The organism is Stenotrophomonas sp. 22692 (assembly GCF_052045015.1).
Lineage (GTDB): Bacteria > Pseudomonadota > Gammaproteobacteria > Xanthomonadales > Xanthomonadaceae > Stenotrophomonas > Stenotrophomonas geniculata.
Genome location: NZ_JBQEMR010000001.1, coordinates 287,732 through 304,205 on the forward strand (window position 1 = coordinate 287,732; position 16,474 = coordinate 304,205).

The window sequence follows — 16,474 nt, forward strand, 5'->3', positions numbered from 1 at the left end:
ACCCAGGCTCAGCCGGCGCGGCGGTCGAGCTTCTGGATAGGCCCGGTCCACCACCACAGCGCGGCCAGCGACAGCGGCACCAGCGCGGCAACGAGGATGAAGATCGGAGCGTAGGAATGGCGGGTCAGCACCGGCACCAGCCAGGTGGTGATCAAGGTGCCGGCCACGGCCGCGAGGCCACCGAGGCCCGCCAGCGTGCCCACCGAGCGGCCGTCGAACAGGTCGCCCGGCAGGGTCTGGATGTTGCCGATGGCCACCTGGAAGCCGAACAGCACGGCAGCGATCGCCAGCACCGCCAGCAGCGGCTGGTTGGCCAGCACGGCAGCCAGCAGGGCAGGGGCCATGATCACGCAGCCCAGCGTGATGGCCAGCTTGCGGGCGCGGTCCACGCTGTGCCCGGCGCGGATCATCCGCCCGGACAGCCAACCGCCGCTGAGGCTGCCCAGCATCGCGCCAACGAACGGCACCCAGGCGAACAGGCCGATCTGCTTGATGTCGAAGCCGAAGGTTTCGGCCAGGTAGATCGGCAGCCAGGACACGAACAACCACCAGATCGGGTCCAGCAGGAAGCGGCAGGCGAGCATGCCCCAGCTCTGCCGGTGGGCCAGCAGCTCACGAACGCTGGCCTTCGGTGCCACCTCTGCCTGCTGCCCGGCCTGGTCTTCCTGGATCAACCGGCGCTCGGCATCGCTCACCCACGGATGCTTGTCCGGCCCGGCGCGGTAGACAAACAGCCATGGCAGCAGCCACAGGAAGCCGATCGCACCGACCAGCACGAAGGTGCCGCGCCAGCCCAGCCACAGGTACAGGCCGGCGATGGCCGGTGCGGAGACAATCGCGCCGATCGACGCACCTGCGTTGAACACGCCCTGCGCCAGTGCGCGCTCGCGTGCCGGGAACCACTCGGCATTGGCCTTGACCGCGCCTGGCCAGGCACCGGCCTCGCTGATGCCGAGCATCGCCCGCACCAGGCTGAAGGACAGCATCGAATGGGTGACCGAATGCAGGGCGATGGAGATCGACCACACGCTGATCGACAGGGCGAAACCCAGGCGCGTTCCGATCATGTCGAACAGGCGCCCGAACAGGAACTGGCCGGCGGCATAGAACAGCATGAACACCGTCACCAGCAGCGCGTAGTCATTCTTGGTCGCGCCCACTTCCCTGGCGATTTCCGGCCACATCACCGCCAGTGCGTTGCGGTCGATGTAGTTGATGACCGTAGCCACGGCGATCAGGCCCACGATCAGCCAGCGCACTGTTGAACGCACCGGCACCTTGCGCAGGTTGGCCACCACCGCAGGGCCGTTCATTTCGCGTCATCCTTGCTGCGGTCCATGCGCGCGTGGCTGCCGCTCCAGCCGTAGGCATGGCCGTCGACGGTCACGCTGTGCTCGCCCTTGGCGCTGCTGTCATCGGCCACGCCCAGCGCGATGCGGGCTCCACTGGCAAGGCGCAGTTCGATCACCTCGGCATCGCTGCCACGGGTGCGCACGATGTCCTTGATGCGGCTGTCGGCGCCGTGCACGTACTCGGCGGTGCCGTTGTACTCGCCGTGCGGCTCCAGCACGCTGAAGAAGGCCACGTCCTTCTGGCCTTCCACGCGCTGCAGCAGGGCCGGTTCGCGGCGCAGGTTGAATTCCGGGTCGTTGGCACCGCTTTCCACCAGCAGCGCCTGCGCGGGTGCGCTGCTGCCGAAGCGGTAGGTGTAGAAGCGGCCGTCCAGCAGCCAGGCCAGCGAACGCGGTTCGCTGCCGGGTTTGCTGCGTGCATCCAGCCACAGGTGCTGGTAGCCGTTGTCCTTGCCCAGCACCGGGCGGTGGGCGGGGAAGTGTTCGGCCTCGAAGCCGGTGGTGACGATGTGACCGTTGAAGTGCAGCGGCAGGTCGTAGCGCGCGGCCTTGTTACCGTGCACCTGCAACAGATCCAGCACCACTGGCAGACCCAGGTCGGGGTGGCGCAGCAGCGCCTGGGTGCGGGTGAAGATCACGCCTGGATACGCATCGCGCATCGTTGCCGAGGCGACCTGGGTATCGGCATCGGCCCGGAAGAAGCGCACCTGCGGCGCGTGTTCCTCGCCGCGTTTCCAGTCGCCCTTGAAGTGGCTCTGCTCGTCCACCACCAGGGTGTTGTGAGCCACGGTCTGCTTGGCCCAGCTGCGGTTCTCAGCCAGGTAGATGCCGCCGCGCTTGGCTTCCACGTTGAGGAAGCGGGCCGCGCCGTAGTCGGTCACCACCGGGTTGCCGTTGTCGTAGAACAACCAGTTGAGCTTGTCGAAGTGGCCGTGGCCCATGCCCTGCATGGTGTCCTTCTGCACCAGCGCCTGGCCGCGCTCGCCGTTCATGCGCAGAATGGCCAAGCCGCCGCGGTCGCCGTCAGGGCCGTCGCGCAGCAGCATCGGCCTGTAGTCGAAAGGCTTGGCCTTGTTCGCCGCCAGCGCCTGCGCCACCTCCAGCCCTTCGGGCGAAAGCAGCAGGCGCTTCTGCTGCTGGGCCACGGACAGCATGCGGTCATCACCGGTACGCGCATAGGCGATGCCGATGCCGGCCACCAGCTCTTCGGTGTCGATGCCTTTGTCCAGGATGGCGTCGTTGATCGGGAAGAACAAGCCGTTGTAGCTGGACTGCACCAGCACATCCACGGCCTTCAACAGCACGCCGTCACGGCGCGCGAAGATCTTCCGCTGAGGTTCGTTGCGTTCTATGGCATTGGCGAACAGCAGGAACGGCGCCAGTGCATAGCGCTGGTAGTAGGGGCCTTCCTCGTAGTAACCATCGGGCGAGAACAGCAGGTCGATCTGCCGAAGAAAGCCGAATTGATCGTCCTTCCGACTGCCGCGCAGGGATTTCTCCACCAGCTCAGGGTCGCGCAGCACGTAGCCGGTCATGCCGGTGGCGGCCACCGCCCAGGTGGCGTGGTTGTGGATCTGGTCGTAGTTCTTCGGCTCGCTGACGAGGAACTCGGCCATTGGCCGGAACACCTTCGATTCGATGGTGTTGCGGTCGTTGGCGGACAGCGCGTCGCGGATCGCGTCGTAGCCCTGGATGGCGTTGACCAGCCATACCGAATCGTTGAGCACCTGCCAGAACACGCGCCCGGGGATCTGCCCACGGCCTTCCGGGTGCGGGCCCAGCGTCGGGTAGAGCTGGGCATACTGCAGCAGCATGTCGCGCGCATAGTCCACGTAGGCCCTGTCGCCGGTCAGCCGGTACAGCGTGCCCGCCGCCAGCAGCGCCTGGTAGTTGCGCTTGTGCTGTTCATGGGTGCGCCCGCCGCCCTTGTCCTTGGGTACCGGCACGTCGATACCGGCTTTCATCATCTTCTTCAGCGTCGCCTCGGTGCGCGCCTGTTCCTTGGAAAACCACGGGTAGCGGCGGCCTTCGCTGGCCATCTGCTGCCACTGTGCGGCGGTGACCAGCACCGGCGCGGCCTCGGCCTGTCGCACGGCAGCAGTGGGGGCTGCGAACAGCGATGCGCTCGGCAGCAGGGCGAAGGGGGCGGCCAAAGCCAGGGAAACGAACAGCGGCTGCAACCTCATCGATCAACTCCATTGCGGGTGCGTGGCAGGGCAACTTCGCCCACCTTGGGATACCAGGCAACGCCGGTCGCCTCGCGCGCGGTCATCGCCAGGGCAGGATCGGCACCCACGGCGGGCAGGGCAGGCGTGGCAACCCACAATCCGCTATCAGCCTGCTGCAGGCTGACACCACGGCTCTCTACGCCTCCCGGGAACACAGTGCTGGCTGCCGGCGACTGCACGTTGCCACTGAAGTCGATACCGGCCAGCGAACTGGCGGCACTGGGCGGGTTCCTGCTGGTGCGGTTGACGATCAGGTTGCCGGTGAAGCGGCTGTTGCTGGCGGCCACCACGATGCCCTTCGCCTCATCATGGCCGACGCCGAAACTGATCTTCGCCACGTCCACGAAGGTGTTGCGGCTGATCGTGGCATTCACCACCGGCGCATAGCCGGACAGCGGCGGATTGGCCTGCGCATCCATCACCGCCAGTGCCGAACGGTTGCTGGACCCGGCCAGCCGTTCAAAGTAGTTGTTGCTGACGGTCTGGTCTGCGTTGATGATGCGTACGCCGCCGGTGCCGGCCTTGTCATCGCCGAGGAAGACATTGTCGATCACCCGGTTGCCATTGCCGTGGCGCAGGGTCAGTGCTCCGGCCGAACGATAGAACACGTTGCCGCGGAAGGTATTGCCGCCAGACTTGTTGGAGACGATTTCGGTCTCGCCGTCGCAGCCTTCGAACCAGTTGTTCTCCACCGTGCTGTTGGAATTGCTCAGTGAGGTGTCACTGGTGCCGACGCGAATCGTTTCACCGCCGTTGACGCCCAGCGCTGGGCGTGGGCCGAACCAGTTGTGGTCGATGCGGTGCTGGTTGTCCAGGCCCTGGGTGGCATCGCGCACCACCACCACGGTCGGCCCGGCATTGGTCTTGCCGCGCAGCTGGCTGTGATCGAGGCGGTTGTGGCTGCCATAGAAGGAAACCCAGTAGTCCTGGTCGCTGGCATCGGGGTTGGTGTAGTCGTCGATCACCAGGCCGGTGACGCGGCTGTTGCTGGCGACGGCCTTGCTCGATTCGCGGAATGCCACCACCGCATCACCCGGTGCGTAGCCGTTGCGGAACACCAGGTTGGACACCTGCAGGTAGTTCCCTGCCAGGCGCAGGTCCGAGCGCCCGCTGAAGACGACCTTGCCGGCGGTCTGCGCGCGCAGCGTGATCGGCGCGGCTGCCGTGCCCTGGCCCTTCAGCAGCAACCGGGCGTCGGTCCAGATGCCGTCAGCCAACACGATCTCATCGCCGGGCTGCAGCGCCGAGGCGGCGGTAGTGAACTCAGCGACATCGTGGACGAGCCAGCTGGTTGCACTTGCCGCTGAAGTGGTCAGGCACATGACCAGACCAGTGGCCAGGCAAAACAGTGATGGATTGTTGGACGGGTGAGGTGGCAGCGAGTGAATGCGCATGAAATCCTTCCAGGGACGGCCCGGCCGTCGTTTCAGGGTGGGTCTGCATACCACTTTCGGGTCTGTTGTAAGCCAGCCTTCGCGCAAAGTCATGCTGCAGAAGCACATTAAATTGCGATCAACTGGTATGGATCAAAGGCATTTGAACATTCACATACCAATTGGTTGACATTTTCATGTCGCCGTGCCGAAGCTGCGTCCCACGCCTGGCATGCAGGCGATCCTTTGGGAGGAGGAAACCATGCGGCGACCCGCCGGAGCAGTGCACAGCATCTCGTTGTCCCCCACACCCCTGATCGTGGCGCTGCTCGCCGTGCTGGCGGGCCTGCCCACGGCCCAGGCGCAATCCAGCAAGGAGGCAGCAGGGCAGGATCCCACCACGCTGGACCAGGTGCAGGTCACCGGCATCCGCGAATCGATGCAGAGTTCGATCAACAAGAAGCGCGACGACACCGTCATTGCCGACGTGCTCTCGGCCGATGACATCGGCGACCTGCCGGCGCCCTCGCTGGCCGACGCGATCGAGACCCTGACCGGCGCCGCCTCGACCCGCGACAAGACCGGGGCCTCGGAAATCTCCATCCGTGGCCTGGGCGCCTTCCTCAGCAGCACCAACTTCAATGGCCGCGAGATCACCAACGGCAGTGGCGACCGCTCGGTGAACTTCAACATGTTCCCCGCCGAGCTGATCAATACGGTCGCCATCTACAAGACCCAGCGCGCCGACATCATCGAAGGCGGCGTGGCCGGCACCATCGGCCTGGAAACAGTGCGCCCACTGGAGTACGGCAAGCGGGCGGCGCAGATCGATCTGCGTGGCAGCTGGGCCGAGTATGACAAGAAGTACCGCGACGACGACGGCATCGGCTACCGCGGCACCGCCAGCTACATCGACCAGTTCGAGTTCGGCAACGGGCAGCAGCTGGGCATTTCGCTGGGTTTCCAGCGCCTGGACGGCACCGATCCGGAAGAGAGCATCACCAGCGGTTCCACCTGGTATGCCTGCGATGGCACGCAGAACGTGGGCAATGCCAACTGCAATGAAGTGTCCGCGCAGGCCATCGCCAACGGCGCACCTTACTACCTGGTGCCCAGCAGCCGCATCTACCGGCTCAAGCAGGAGCGCAACGACCGCCAGAGCGAGTTCGCTGCACTGCAGTGGCGGCCCAATGACGTGGTTGAAGTGAATCTCGACTTCGAACACACCGAGCGCAACTGGTACGAGAACCGCAGCGATCTGAGCCTGTCCAACGCACGTCGCGGCATCACCCAGCGCGACGTGGACGCAGAGGGCATCGTGCGCCACCTGCATGGCAGCACCTCGATCGACTCCACCTCCAACCGCTACTGGCGTGGCGAGGAATACACCGGGGGTGGCCTGAACCTGATCCTGCGACCGACCCCGGCCTGGGAGCTGTCCACCGATCTTTCGTACTCGCACACCAATCGCCTCGATAGCGAGCGCATGACCCGCCTGCGCGCGAACCAGCGCGACGTCAACAATGCCGCCGTGCCCGGCATCAGCAGTGGTGCCACCGGCTACGTGGACTATGACTGGGACTGGCACGGCGAAGTGCCCAGTGTTGCCCTGGCGCCGAACTTCGACCCCACCAACTGGGACGCCTACACCGGGGCGGCGCGGGTGACCTCAAGCGCAACGGAGAACGACCATAAGATCAAGGCCGGCCGCTTCGATGCCAGTTTCATGCCCGAGTCCGGTTTCTTCACCCGCATCAAGGGCGGCGTGCGCGCCAGCCAGGCAGACTACCGCCTGCGCGACAACACCCTGGTAACCGACTACGACCAGCGCGTGGCGACCGACAAGGCGAAGATCATCGCTGCCAACCAAGCCTGCCGTGCACCATTCCCCCAGGATGACTTCATGGATGCCGCCAGCGGCAACACGATCTCCTCGTGGGCGTACTTCGATCCGAACTGCCTGTACCAGTCGTTCCGTGGCAGCCTCGACAGCGGGCTGGATCCGGGTTTCCAGGATCCGAACAATGTCGATATCACCGAGAAGACACGCGCGCTCTATCTGCTGGGTGAGTTCAGCAGCAGCCTGTTTGGTTTGACGGTGACCGGCAACCTCGGCCTGCGCTGGGTCAAGACCGATGTTCGCTCCGAAGGCGTGCGTACCGGCCTGCGTATCGAGGACAACGGTGACGGGACGATCCGCCTGCAACCCACCGGCGAGTACAGCACGCAGGTGTTCAAGGCGGGCAACGACAAGCTGCTGCCCAGCCTCAACGCGGCCTTCGAACTGCGCCCGGACGTGTTGCTGCGGGTCGGTGCATACCGCGCGATGTCACGGCCGGACATCGCCGCGCTGGGTGCGGGGCGCACCATCAACGTGAGCAGTGATGCCACCTACGGCAACCTGGCCGATGCGCTGGATGACATCAGCGCCAGTGGCAACCCCGCTGCGCAGCCGCTGATGTCCTGGAACGGTGACCTCTCCCTGGAGTGGTACCCGAACCCGGACACGATGCTGGCCGGCGCGGTGTACTGGAAGCAGTTCAACGGCGGCACCGCCACGGCGCTGGTGCCGGAGACCTACACCATCGACGGCCAGAGCGTGACCGTGCCGGTGCGCCAGCAGGTAACCACCGACGAGGACAGCACGCTGACCGGCTTCGAGCTGACCGCCACCCATCGACTGTCGTACCTGCCCAAGCCGTTCGACGGGCTGGGCTTCAAGGTCAGTTACAACTACGCCGATGCCGACTACCGGACCCAGGACTCGCGACTGGGCGAGCAGCTGGCCAGTGATGGCACGATCATTCCGGCGATCGTGCCGCCGGCGGGTCTCAGTGGCTTCTCGCGGCACGTCCTGTCAGGTTCGATCTACTGGGACGTCGGACGTTTCAACATCCAGGCCATCGGCAAGTTCCGCTCGCACTACTACCAGGACTTCACCGGCAATACCGCGCAGCAGAACCGCTACTACGATGACAACACCAGCGTGGACCTGCGCCTGCGCTACCGGGTGAACAAGCAGTTGTCGCTGTCGCTGGAGATGATGAACCTGACCAATGAGCCGCGCGTGGCCTACCAGCCGCTTTATGGGAACTTCCGCGAAGTGGTGACCTACGGGCGGCGTGCGTATTTCGGTGTACGATACAAGTTCTGAACAGGGCGGCGCGGCCAGTGGTCGCGCCGTCGCTCCAACCGGACCCTTGCCGGCCGCGGTGGCAGGGCAGGGACCCGGAGGGAATCGCCAAGGGTCAGCCGCATGTCCGCCAACCGCCTTTACCAGACCATCGCCGCCAAGCTCCGCAAGCTGATCGAGGACGGCGAATTTCCGCCGGGCTCGCGGCTGCCGGGCGAGCGTGAACTGGCCGAACGGTTCGGTGTCAGCCGGGTCACCATCCGCGAAGCCGAGATCGCACTGGAAGCACAGGGCTGGATCGCCATCCGCATCGGTTCGGGCGTGCATGTGAAGCCGCGTCCGACGCAGGCGTCCGGCGGGCTGCCGGATGTCAGCGCCTTTGACCTCACCGCTGCTCGCGCGGTATTCGAAGCCGAGGCTGCCGCGCTGGCTGCCAGCAATCTGGATGATGCCGGCATTGCCGAGTTGCAGGCGTTGGCCGAAGCGCTGTGCCGTCGCGACCTGAGCGATGCGGAAGCAGGCGAGTACGATCGCCGTTTCCACCTGGCCATCGCACGGCTTTCCGGTAACCCGGTGGTGGAGTTTTTCGTGCAGCAGATCTGGCGCATGCGCAGCGAACTGCCGCGGGTGACCGAGGTCTATGCACGGGTCTGCCATGATGATGGCGCCAGCCGTGCCGACGAGCACATGGCGATCTTCGAAGCCTTGCGTGCGCGTGATCCGGTGGCCGCGCGCAATGCCATGCGCCATCACTTCCAGCGCCTGTTCGAAGCCATGCTGCAGGCGACCGAAAGCCAGGCGCTGGAGGAGATCCGCCGCCGCACGCAGCAGGACCGCGAACGGTTCATGGCGACGACGCGTATCTGAAAGGCGTTCTGCGGGCGGCGACCTGATGTGGCTGGCTACCGCCGTCGGGCTTGATGCCCACGGCCTTTCTACACCGCTGGAACCGTGATCCGCTGCAGATCCAGCTTGGCCCTGAGCGCATAGTGCTTGCGGGTGACCGGCACGGTGCAGGTCAGGCGTGGATCCAGGTAGTCCTTGAACATCGGCGGTCGCGAAGCGCCCAGATAGAACGGCCGATCCTGCTTCACCGCGGCTGGCAGCAACACGTCGGACAGATCACTGTCGGACGCATCGGTCACCAGGCAGGGGGCATGGCGGAAGCCGAGCCTGCGCAGCAGGTACAGCCGGTGCGAGCCGTTGGTCAGGATGATCCGGCGGCCAATACGTGTGGCGCTGATCAGGTTGTCGCTGAAACCGAGATAGATGACAAGGGCGTGGCTGGCTGCGCCGAACGGCTCGTAACCGGCGATGGTGCGAGGGTCGATCGTCGCCACGTCGAGGAAGCGCAGGTCGTTGGACGCAGATGCGAACGTGTAGATGCCATCGGACTGGGTAAAGCGCACATCCGGATGTGCGTGGCGTCCACGTCGCGCCACCAGCTCCATGATCTCGCTTGCATCGGGTGACGCGGCCGTGGCCGCTGCAAGCTGATCGATGTGGCGCAGGTTGATGCACTCCTGGAAGACCACCAGCCGGTCGATCTCCACCATCTTCCAACTGCGTGGGACCATGCTCGTCATGCGGTGCATCGAGGGTTGGCGAAGCGCCTGCTCGGCCAGTGGCCGCATTTCTTCGGGCAGGTCGAGGACGTCCATGGCATCGGCGTCGTCTGCTTCGTCGTGATGAAGGTGACGCACGAGGGCGCGGGCATCCCGCCACTGCTCCACCAGCATCGCTTCATCAAAGCTTCCTGGTGGGCAACGCTCCCGGACGAAGCGGATGAACTTCGGCAGTGGAAACAGGCCCTTCAGCAGAAGGGTGGAATCAAGGCCATCGTCATTGATCTCGGTGGGCATCCATCTCGCTCTCTTGGGAGTCGCTGCAGCGGCGTCCGATCACGGTCGGCCGTCACACCAAAATAATATGTTATATCGTAACATTTGCGTGCCTTGGCGGCAATCGTCCTGAAATACGCAGGGCGACGCTGGCCTGGCCGCTGTGCATCCGCTGCATCGCGTGGGTGCATCCACTGACTAGAGGAGATGTTCATGAACGAACTGATTGAGCTGGGCGTAGTGGCTGGAGAGCAGAATCACGAAGATCCGAGTGAACTGATCGAGCTGGGCTCGGTGGTTTCCGAAACGAAGGCGCACAACCACGGCACGTTGTGGGATGGCGTCTTCCCGACCACCTCGCCCTGATCCATCGCACCCTGCATGACCTGCGGTGCATGCCCCCCGCATGCACCGCTCTGATGCCTGCAGCAGCATGAGATCACGCTCGCGATGGACCAGCCTGAAACCACCTACTTCCTTTCGAAGCACGCACATGTCTGTGTGACCGGTGACGCAATGGTCATTCTTGATCAGGCCTCCGGCAGCTATCTCTCCATCGATCGGCGCGGAGCGGCGGCGCTTGGCGGGCTGGTGCAGGACTGGCCCCTGGCCTCCGATGGAGCGCCGAGCCCGAGGATGCTGCAGTCGCTGCTTGATCGGCGCCTGATCACCCAGGATCCGCTGCGTGGCAAATCCGCAGTAAGTGCCGAAATCGCGTTGCCCCTGCACTGGGTGCGCGAGGGCGAGTCCCGAGGATGTCCGCCGATCACGGCCTGCGATGTGCGCCGCTTCCTGGCCTCGGTCACGCGCGCGGCCTGCAGCAGGACGTTCCTGCCTTTCAGCTACACGGTGTCGGCAGCCCGCAGGCGTGGTCAGGCCTCCATGCCGGGCGAGGTGGATCTGCAGCAGCTGGCCCTCCTGGTCCGGGTGTTCGATTGGTTGCGACCGATCGCCTTCAGGAAGACCGATGAGTGCTTCCTCTACTGCCTGGCCATGCGTGAGTTCCTGTCGCGGTACGGCATCGTTCCCGCGTGGGTGTTCGCGGTGCGCACCCAGCCGTTCGCAGCGCATTGCTGGTTGCAGCACGGCGACCAGGTCCTGACCGACATCCCCTTCAATCTGCGCCGGATGACGCCCATCCTGGTGCTGTAACCGGCTTGAGGCATGTACCGATACATCGCTCTGTTCTGGAACGAACATTCCGAATCCGCTCGTGCGCAGGCTTTGCAGGCCATGGAACGGATCGAAGCGGGCCGCCCCGGAATCGCCTGCGTGATGAAGGGCTGCGGCGGCGCCATCTATGCCCAGACCGACAACCCGGGCTACTTCGAGTACAGCCGGTCCGGTCCGCTGGTGGTACTCGGCAAGCTGTTCCACAAGGTGTTCGCCGCCGATACCGTTCCCGCACAGGCATTTCCCGATGCTGCATCGGCAGACAGCGCCTGCAGTACGCAGGGCAGGAGCCTGGTGGAGCAGTACTGGGGGCGCTACGTTGCCGTGGGCTACCAGCCGGATACCACCCGCTGGTTCGTGCTGCGCGATCCGACAGCGGAGATTCCGTGCTACATGACCACGGTCGATCAGTTGACGGTGGTCTTTTCGAGCATGGAAGACTGCCTGCTGCTGGGAGTGGGTGACTTCAACGTCGACTGGTCGTTCCTGTCCTATTCGCTGCTGTTCCCGTTCCGTGACGGCCTGCAGACAGGCTTCGAGGAGGTCACCGCGCTCGAGGCGGGCGAGGCAGTGACGATCCGTGATGGCCGGCCGATCGGCCGGCACTACCAGTGGGATGTGGTGCGGCAGGCCAGTGAAGCGCCCATCGAAGATCTGGAGGAAGCCGTGCAACTGGCACGTGCAACGCTGCTGGGCTGTATCGGTGCGCTGGCGAGCCAGCATCGATGCATCCAGCTTCAGTTGTCCGGCGGGCTGGACTCCTCCATCGTCCTCGCCGGCCTGCTGCATGCGCCCTCCGCACCGGAGGTGAAGTGCGTCCATCACTACGATGCCGGCATTGGTGCCGATGAGCGCATGTTCGCGCGCATGGCCGTTGCCGGTGCCCGTGAATCCTCCGGAAGAAGCTGCGAGTTCGTCGAGTACCAACGGCAGCCGCACTGCTCGCTGGAAGAGATCATGGACTTCCCGCGAACCGCGCGTCCTGCGCATTGCTCGGGTTACCTGCTGCATCGGCGCGACGTGGATGTCGACGCGGACACGGTGCAGTTCACCGGTGTCGGCGGCGATGCGGTCTTCCTCCGCTTCAAGGGCAATGCCGCTGCCATCGATTATGCGTGGCGGCGTGGGATCGACCGCGAGTTCTTCCGTGTTGCGTTCGAAACCGCGCAGTCGGGTGATTCGCTGTACGGGGTATTCAAGGATGCCTTCGTCCACGGCGTGCTCAAGAAGCCGGGCAACATCAATGGCCGCTGGGGCAACCCGTGCGAATGGGTGAAGGTGGATGCGTCCGAACAGGATGGCGTGCCGCCGGCCTGGCTGCGGCAGGCACGCGCACAGGGGCACAGGCTCTCTCCGCACAAGCTGGCGCACATCGGCCGGATGATCTTCCCGACCAGCGTGCTCGATCCCTTCGAGGGCGCAGGACGCTGGCACGGCGTATCACCCATCAGCGCGCAGCCTGTGGTGGAACTGTTCGCCCGCCTGCCGCTGCACCTGCTGATGGCCGGCGCGGAAGACCGGACGATCGCGCGTCGCGCACTGCAGGGCCTGCTGCCGCAGGCGCTGCTGTCGCGCAAGGTGAAGTCCTACCTCGACGATCACTCGGTGGCGGTCACCCAGCGGCATCAGCAGTTCATCAGGGGCCTGCTGGTGGATGGCCTGCTGGCGCGGCGGGGCTACATCGACAGCGCATCGGCCGACGCGGGCATCCGCAGGGTCAGCCCGGATCACTCATCCCAGGTGCTGGGCATCTTCGGTCCGCAGGTCAACATCGAAGCCTGGCTCAGGCGCTGGATGGGCCGGCCAGGCGCGCCTGCGGTCGGCGTGGCCTAGGCGCTCCGGCTCATTTCCTCAAGGTAGAGGCTCTCCAGGTCATTGGCGGTGATCGTGCTGGCATCCAGTGTCCTGCGCAGCCTGCCGGCCTGCATCAGTCCGATGGTGGTCGCCACTTCGCGGGCACGGAACAGATCGTGGGTGGCCATCAGGATCGCCGTGCCGCGATCGCGCTGGCGCACGATCAGCTCGTGGAATTCGGCCGAAGCGGTCGGGTCCAGGCCGGACGTCGGCTCGTCAAGGAGCAGCGCCCTGGCTTCCTTGATGATGGCCAGCGCGATGCCCACCTTCTGGCGCATGCCCTTGGAGTAAAGGCCGACGCGTCGCCCGAATGCCTCGGGCGCCAGCCCGGCAGACCTGAGCGCATCCTTCAGCCGTGCGGGCGAACGCTGCTCCACCGCAGCCAGGCGCGCGAAGTAATCCAGGTTTTCATAGCCGGTCAGTTCGTCATACAGCGCCACGTTCTCCGGGATGTACAACAGGCGCCGGCGTACCTCCTGTGGCCGCTGCCAGGCACTGAGCCCCTCAACCTCGGCGGATCCGGAGGTGGGTTCGAGGAAGCCCAGGAACAGCTTGATCGTGGTCGACTTGCCGGCCCCGTTGGCACCCAGCAGGCAGAAGATCTCGCCGGGAGCTACCGTGAAGCTCACATCATCCAGCGCCCGATGCGTGCCGTGTTCCTTGACCAGATGCGTTGCAGTCAGCATGAGTGGTGTACCTCAGGGGGTGGCCAGCCGACGCCGCATCGACCAGGCTGCGATCAGCAGAAGCAGGGTGGCGACCGCCAACGCGGCCAGGTCGATCATTACACCGCGTTGCAGGGCGCCCGCCGTGTCCTGGAATTCGAAACGGGGCAGGGCGTCGTACTCGGCCAGCGTCTGTGGCACGTCACGGTCCAGATAGGCCTTGTGCAGCTGCCGACGTGCGTGCCAGTACATGAGGACCTGCTGCTGGAACGCCAGCGCCCGGTCGGCGTCGGATCCGGCGAGGCGGTCCAGTGCATCCTGCACCGCGACCGACGGCAGCAGCAGGCGCGCCCGGTCGAGTGCCCGGCGTCGCACGTCCTCAGCCTCCGTATGCGCGGCGATCAAGGGCGCGATGGCCTGATCGGCCTGGACCAGATCGGCATAGGCCACGCGCACGGCGTCCGCAATGCGCGGTGCTGGCGAACGCGTGGCGGGGGAGGCTGCCGCGTGGCGCAGTTGCTGCTGGCGGGCAGTGTTGGCCAGCTGCGCCTTCAATGCGGTCGCCAGCTGCATCTGCGAGGGCGGTGGAACCCTCAGGTTCACCGCTGCCAGGACCAGTGACGGGGCCATGACAACGATCAGCAGCCACAGTGCGCCGGAAGCGATCGCGGCCTCGGTGGTGCGCCGGGCGAAGCAGCCGATAAGCACCGCCAGCGCCAGCCAGACGCTGCCGTAGGCGAGCACGATCAGGGCAAGCGCGGCCAGGCCGGAAGGACTCGTGGCCCCCGAACCAGCGGCAACGGCCAGGATGATCGCCAGTGCAGGCAGCAGCACGATGGCACCTCGGGCCAAGGCCTTGACCGCGATCAGCCGTCCCGCCGCGATGGGCTGTGACAACACCAGCGCTGTGATGCCGCGCTCGCGTTCGCGCGACCAGAGATCGAAGGTGGTCGCGAGGATGACCAGGGGCAGAAGGAACACAATGACGAAGGCCAGGTCGAATCGGCCTGCGGCCTGCACGGCGGGATTACCGATGTCGGACCACACATGCCTGAGCAGCTGGCTACGGTCACCCAGCGCAACCACGTCGGCGGTGTAGGGGTAGGCGTCCGCCTGTCCAATCGACAACGCCGCCATCGGGCCGGGAGGGAGCACAGGCTGGACGCGGGGCAGTACCGACGGCGCCTTGCCAACGAACCCCCGGCTGCGGTCCCTGGCATCCTGTTCTTCCGCGTTGATCAGGCTGATGGCCGCCTCGCGCTGCCCGACCCACGCACTGCCATTCCATGCCGCATAGGCCGCCAGCACCACCAGCAGGCCAAGCAGCACCGGCAACGCCCGGTCACGCAGCAGGCGACGGATCTCATGCCCTGCGATCGACAGGCTGCTCATGGGGCACTCCCGAGATGCCGCGCGGACGTGAACACCAGCCCCAGGGCCAGCAGCACCCAGGCCAGCAGGATGGCGAAGTTCACCGACTGTGCCGCGGCGATGTGGCCCAGCGGGGGTTGTTGCGGGCTGTACGCCACGGAGCGGGTAAGGGTCGCGATATCGGCCAGATGCTTGCTGCCGTTCGCGGCCTTGTGCTGTTTCACTTCCAGGTTGAGTGCCTGGATCAGCCGGTAGCGATAGTCTTCGACCCCGCGCAGGAACGCCAGATGTGCAGGGAAGTCGGTGCGCGCCAGTGCCCGTGACACGGCCTGCAGCGCGAGGGTGGGGGACAGCGCCGCAAAGGCGCGTTGCGTGATCGCCTGCCGCTGGTAGGTGGCGTAGATGCGCTCGAAGTGGCGGTTATAGGTCTCGGTGGAATTCGCTTCGGCGAACTCCAGCGCCACACCGCGGAAGTTGACCGGAAGATCGTCCACGTCCTTCACCTGGTAGCGTGCCAGCATCTCTGCTTTCAGTGCGTCCAGCCGCTTGTCCGCCGGGTCGTGACCATCAGCGCCGTGCTCCGCGTCCTCGGTGACCGCCGCCCGGAACGCGGGTGCAGTAGGCGTGGGATACAGCGATTCGGCCAGTGCGGGGGCCACCCGCGGCGCGAGCAGGGTGGCCACCACCCAGAAGCCGAGCAGCACCACCAGCGACGTGCGTGCTGCGCTGAAGCGCGCCGAGACACCGATGGTGATGGCGCAGAACACCAGGAGATAGAGCGCATACGCCGCGAACATCGCAACGAGCGCCGTGATGTCGGCCGTGCCGAGGGTGCGGCCGACCATGCCCGGAAGGCTGACCGCCAGCAGGGCGAGGACCAGCAGCAGTGATGCCGTTGCCAGCGCGATCAGTCGGCCACCGATCAGCACGTGGGCCGATGCACCACTGCCGAGCTCCTGGCGGAGGGTTTCGCGGGCGACATCGCCGGAGAGGCTGGCGAATCCGGCAAGGATGATCAGCAGAGGCGCCACGACCTGCAGCGCCCATGCGGCGGAGAAGCCATCGAACCGGCTGAGCGCGGTGCCGGCGTCGACGGGTCGGTGCCGGGCCGGGTTCTGCGCATGGCCTTCGATGAACACCGAGGTGCCGACGAAATCCGTGATGCCCGGGTCGAGCGCCGCCAGCGGCCGCACCGGCGCGGGAATGGCGCGGCCGACGTGCGCGGCAGCATGCGGGTCGATCGTGCCCTGGCTGTCCCATAGCCCGGCCTCCTGCTCCGCTACGATCTGGCGCTCCTGGGCCTGCTGCGCCAGCCGTGCTGCGCCCGTGGTAACCGACGCTCCCGCAAGCAGCAGCAGGGTCAGCGCGAGCCACAACAGGCGCCGCTCGCGCCACATCAGCTTCAGCTGGGTCGCGGCAACGACCAGCGTCTGGCGCACGGCGGATGCGGGTCTGGAGAAGGTGGGGGAGGCATCGCTCATGGC

At 65.7% G+C, this 16,474-nt stretch carries 12 protein-coding genes; 5 read left to right on the plus strand and 7 right to left on the minus strand.

What is annotated here, in order from left to right; all coding sequences use genetic code 11:
• Positions 1–8: 8 nt before the first annotated feature.
• From ACTJJM_RS01270 to ACTJJM_RS01280, 3 genes are read right to left on the minus strand one after another with little or no spacing between them, the layout of a single operon-like run.
• Positions 9–1,313, minus strand: coding sequence for an MFS transporter (locus tag ACTJJM_RS01270; protein ID WP_440865061.1), 1,305 nt, complete (start codon positions 1,311–1,313; stop codon positions 9–11).
• Positions 1,310–3,538 carry an oligoalginate lyase gene (locus tag ACTJJM_RS01275; protein ID WP_440865062.1) on the minus strand — a complete coding sequence of 743 codons (2,229 nt, stop codon included), beginning with the start codon at positions 3,536–3,538 and terminating at the stop codon, positions 1,310–1,312. Before ACTJJM_RS01275 ends, ACTJJM_RS01270 begins: the two co-directional genes overlap by 4 nt.
• Positions 3,535–4,974, minus strand: coding sequence for a polysaccharide lyase 6 family protein (locus ACTJJM_RS01280; protein ID WP_440865063.1), 1,440 nt, complete (start codon positions 4,972–4,974; stop codon positions 3,535–3,537). Before ACTJJM_RS01280 ends, ACTJJM_RS01275 begins: the two co-directional genes overlap by 4 nt.
• A 241-nt stretch (positions 4,975–5,215) precedes the next feature.
• Here ACTJJM_RS01280 and ACTJJM_RS01285 point away from each other — a divergent pair, with 241 nt between their 5' ends.
• Both ACTJJM_RS01285 and ACTJJM_RS01290 read left to right on the plus strand, forming a co-directional pair.
• Positions 5,216–8,107, plus strand: coding sequence for a TonB-dependent receptor (locus ACTJJM_RS01285; protein WP_440865064.1), 2,892 nt, complete (start codon positions 5,216–5,218; stop codon positions 8,105–8,107).
• Positions 8,108–8,209: 102 nt separating this feature from the next.
• Entirely contained in the window at positions 8,210–8,953 is a 744-nt protein-coding gene (locus ACTJJM_RS01290; RefSeq protein WP_032127248.1) for a FadR/GntR family transcriptional regulator, read from the plus strand.
• 68 nt (positions 8,954–9,021) lie between these two features.
• On the opposite strand, the gene ACTJJM_RS01295 is transcribed toward ACTJJM_RS01290, so the two are convergent.
• Complete coding sequence (locus ACTJJM_RS01295; protein ID WP_440865065.1) at positions 9,022–9,948, minus strand: hypothetical protein; 927 nt, start codon at positions 9,946–9,948, stop codon at positions 9,022–9,024.
• A 192-nt stretch (positions 9,949–10,140) separates the two neighbouring features.
• Between ACTJJM_RS01295 and ACTJJM_RS01300 the strand changes: the two genes are divergently transcribed.
• The 3 genes from ACTJJM_RS01300 (at position 10,141) to ACTJJM_RS01310 (ending at position 12,933) form a co-directional block, all read left to right on the plus strand.
• Positions 10,141–10,293 carry a hypothetical protein gene (locus ACTJJM_RS01300; protein ID WP_162257677.1) on the plus strand — a complete coding sequence of 51 codons (153 nt, stop codon included), beginning with the start codon at positions 10,141–10,143 and terminating at the stop codon, positions 10,291–10,293.
• Positions 10,294–10,377: 84 nt separating this feature from the next.
• A complete protein-coding gene (locus ACTJJM_RS01305) occupies positions 10,378–11,079 on the plus strand; it encodes a lasso peptide biosynthesis B2 protein (protein WP_440865066.1) in 702 nt (233 codons plus the stop codon).
• Positions 11,080–11,160: 81 nt separating this feature from the next.
• Positions 11,161–12,933 carry an asparagine synthase-related protein gene (locus tag ACTJJM_RS01310; RefSeq protein WP_241883293.1) on the plus strand — a complete coding sequence of 591 codons (1,773 nt, stop codon included), beginning with the start codon at positions 11,161–11,163 and terminating at the stop codon, positions 12,931–12,933.
• Here the strand turns inward: ACTJJM_RS01310 and ACTJJM_RS01315 are convergent.
• From ACTJJM_RS01315 to ACTJJM_RS01325, 3 genes are read right to left on the minus strand one after another with little or no spacing between them, the layout of a single operon-like run.
• The gene (locus ACTJJM_RS01315; protein WP_440865067.1) at positions 12,930–13,640 is read right to left on the minus strand and encodes an ABC transporter ATP-binding protein; all 711 of its coding nucleotides are present in this window, start codon (positions 13,638–13,640) and stop codon (positions 12,930–12,932) included. The genes ACTJJM_RS01310 and ACTJJM_RS01315 overlap by 4 nt on opposite strands.
• Before the next feature lie 12 nt (positions 13,641–13,652).
• Positions 13,653–15,011 carry an ABC transporter permease subunit gene (locus tag ACTJJM_RS01320; protein WP_313508496.1) on the minus strand — a complete coding sequence of 453 codons (1,359 nt, stop codon included), beginning with the start codon at positions 15,009–15,011 and terminating at the stop codon, positions 13,653–13,655.
• On the minus strand, positions 15,008–16,471 hold the full coding sequence (locus tag ACTJJM_RS01325) for a DUF3526 domain-containing protein (protein WP_440865068.1): 1,464 nt from the start codon (positions 16,469–16,471) through the stop codon (positions 15,008–15,010). Before ACTJJM_RS01325 ends, ACTJJM_RS01320 begins: the two co-directional genes overlap by 4 nt.
• Positions 16,472–16,474 lie beyond the last annotated feature (3 nt).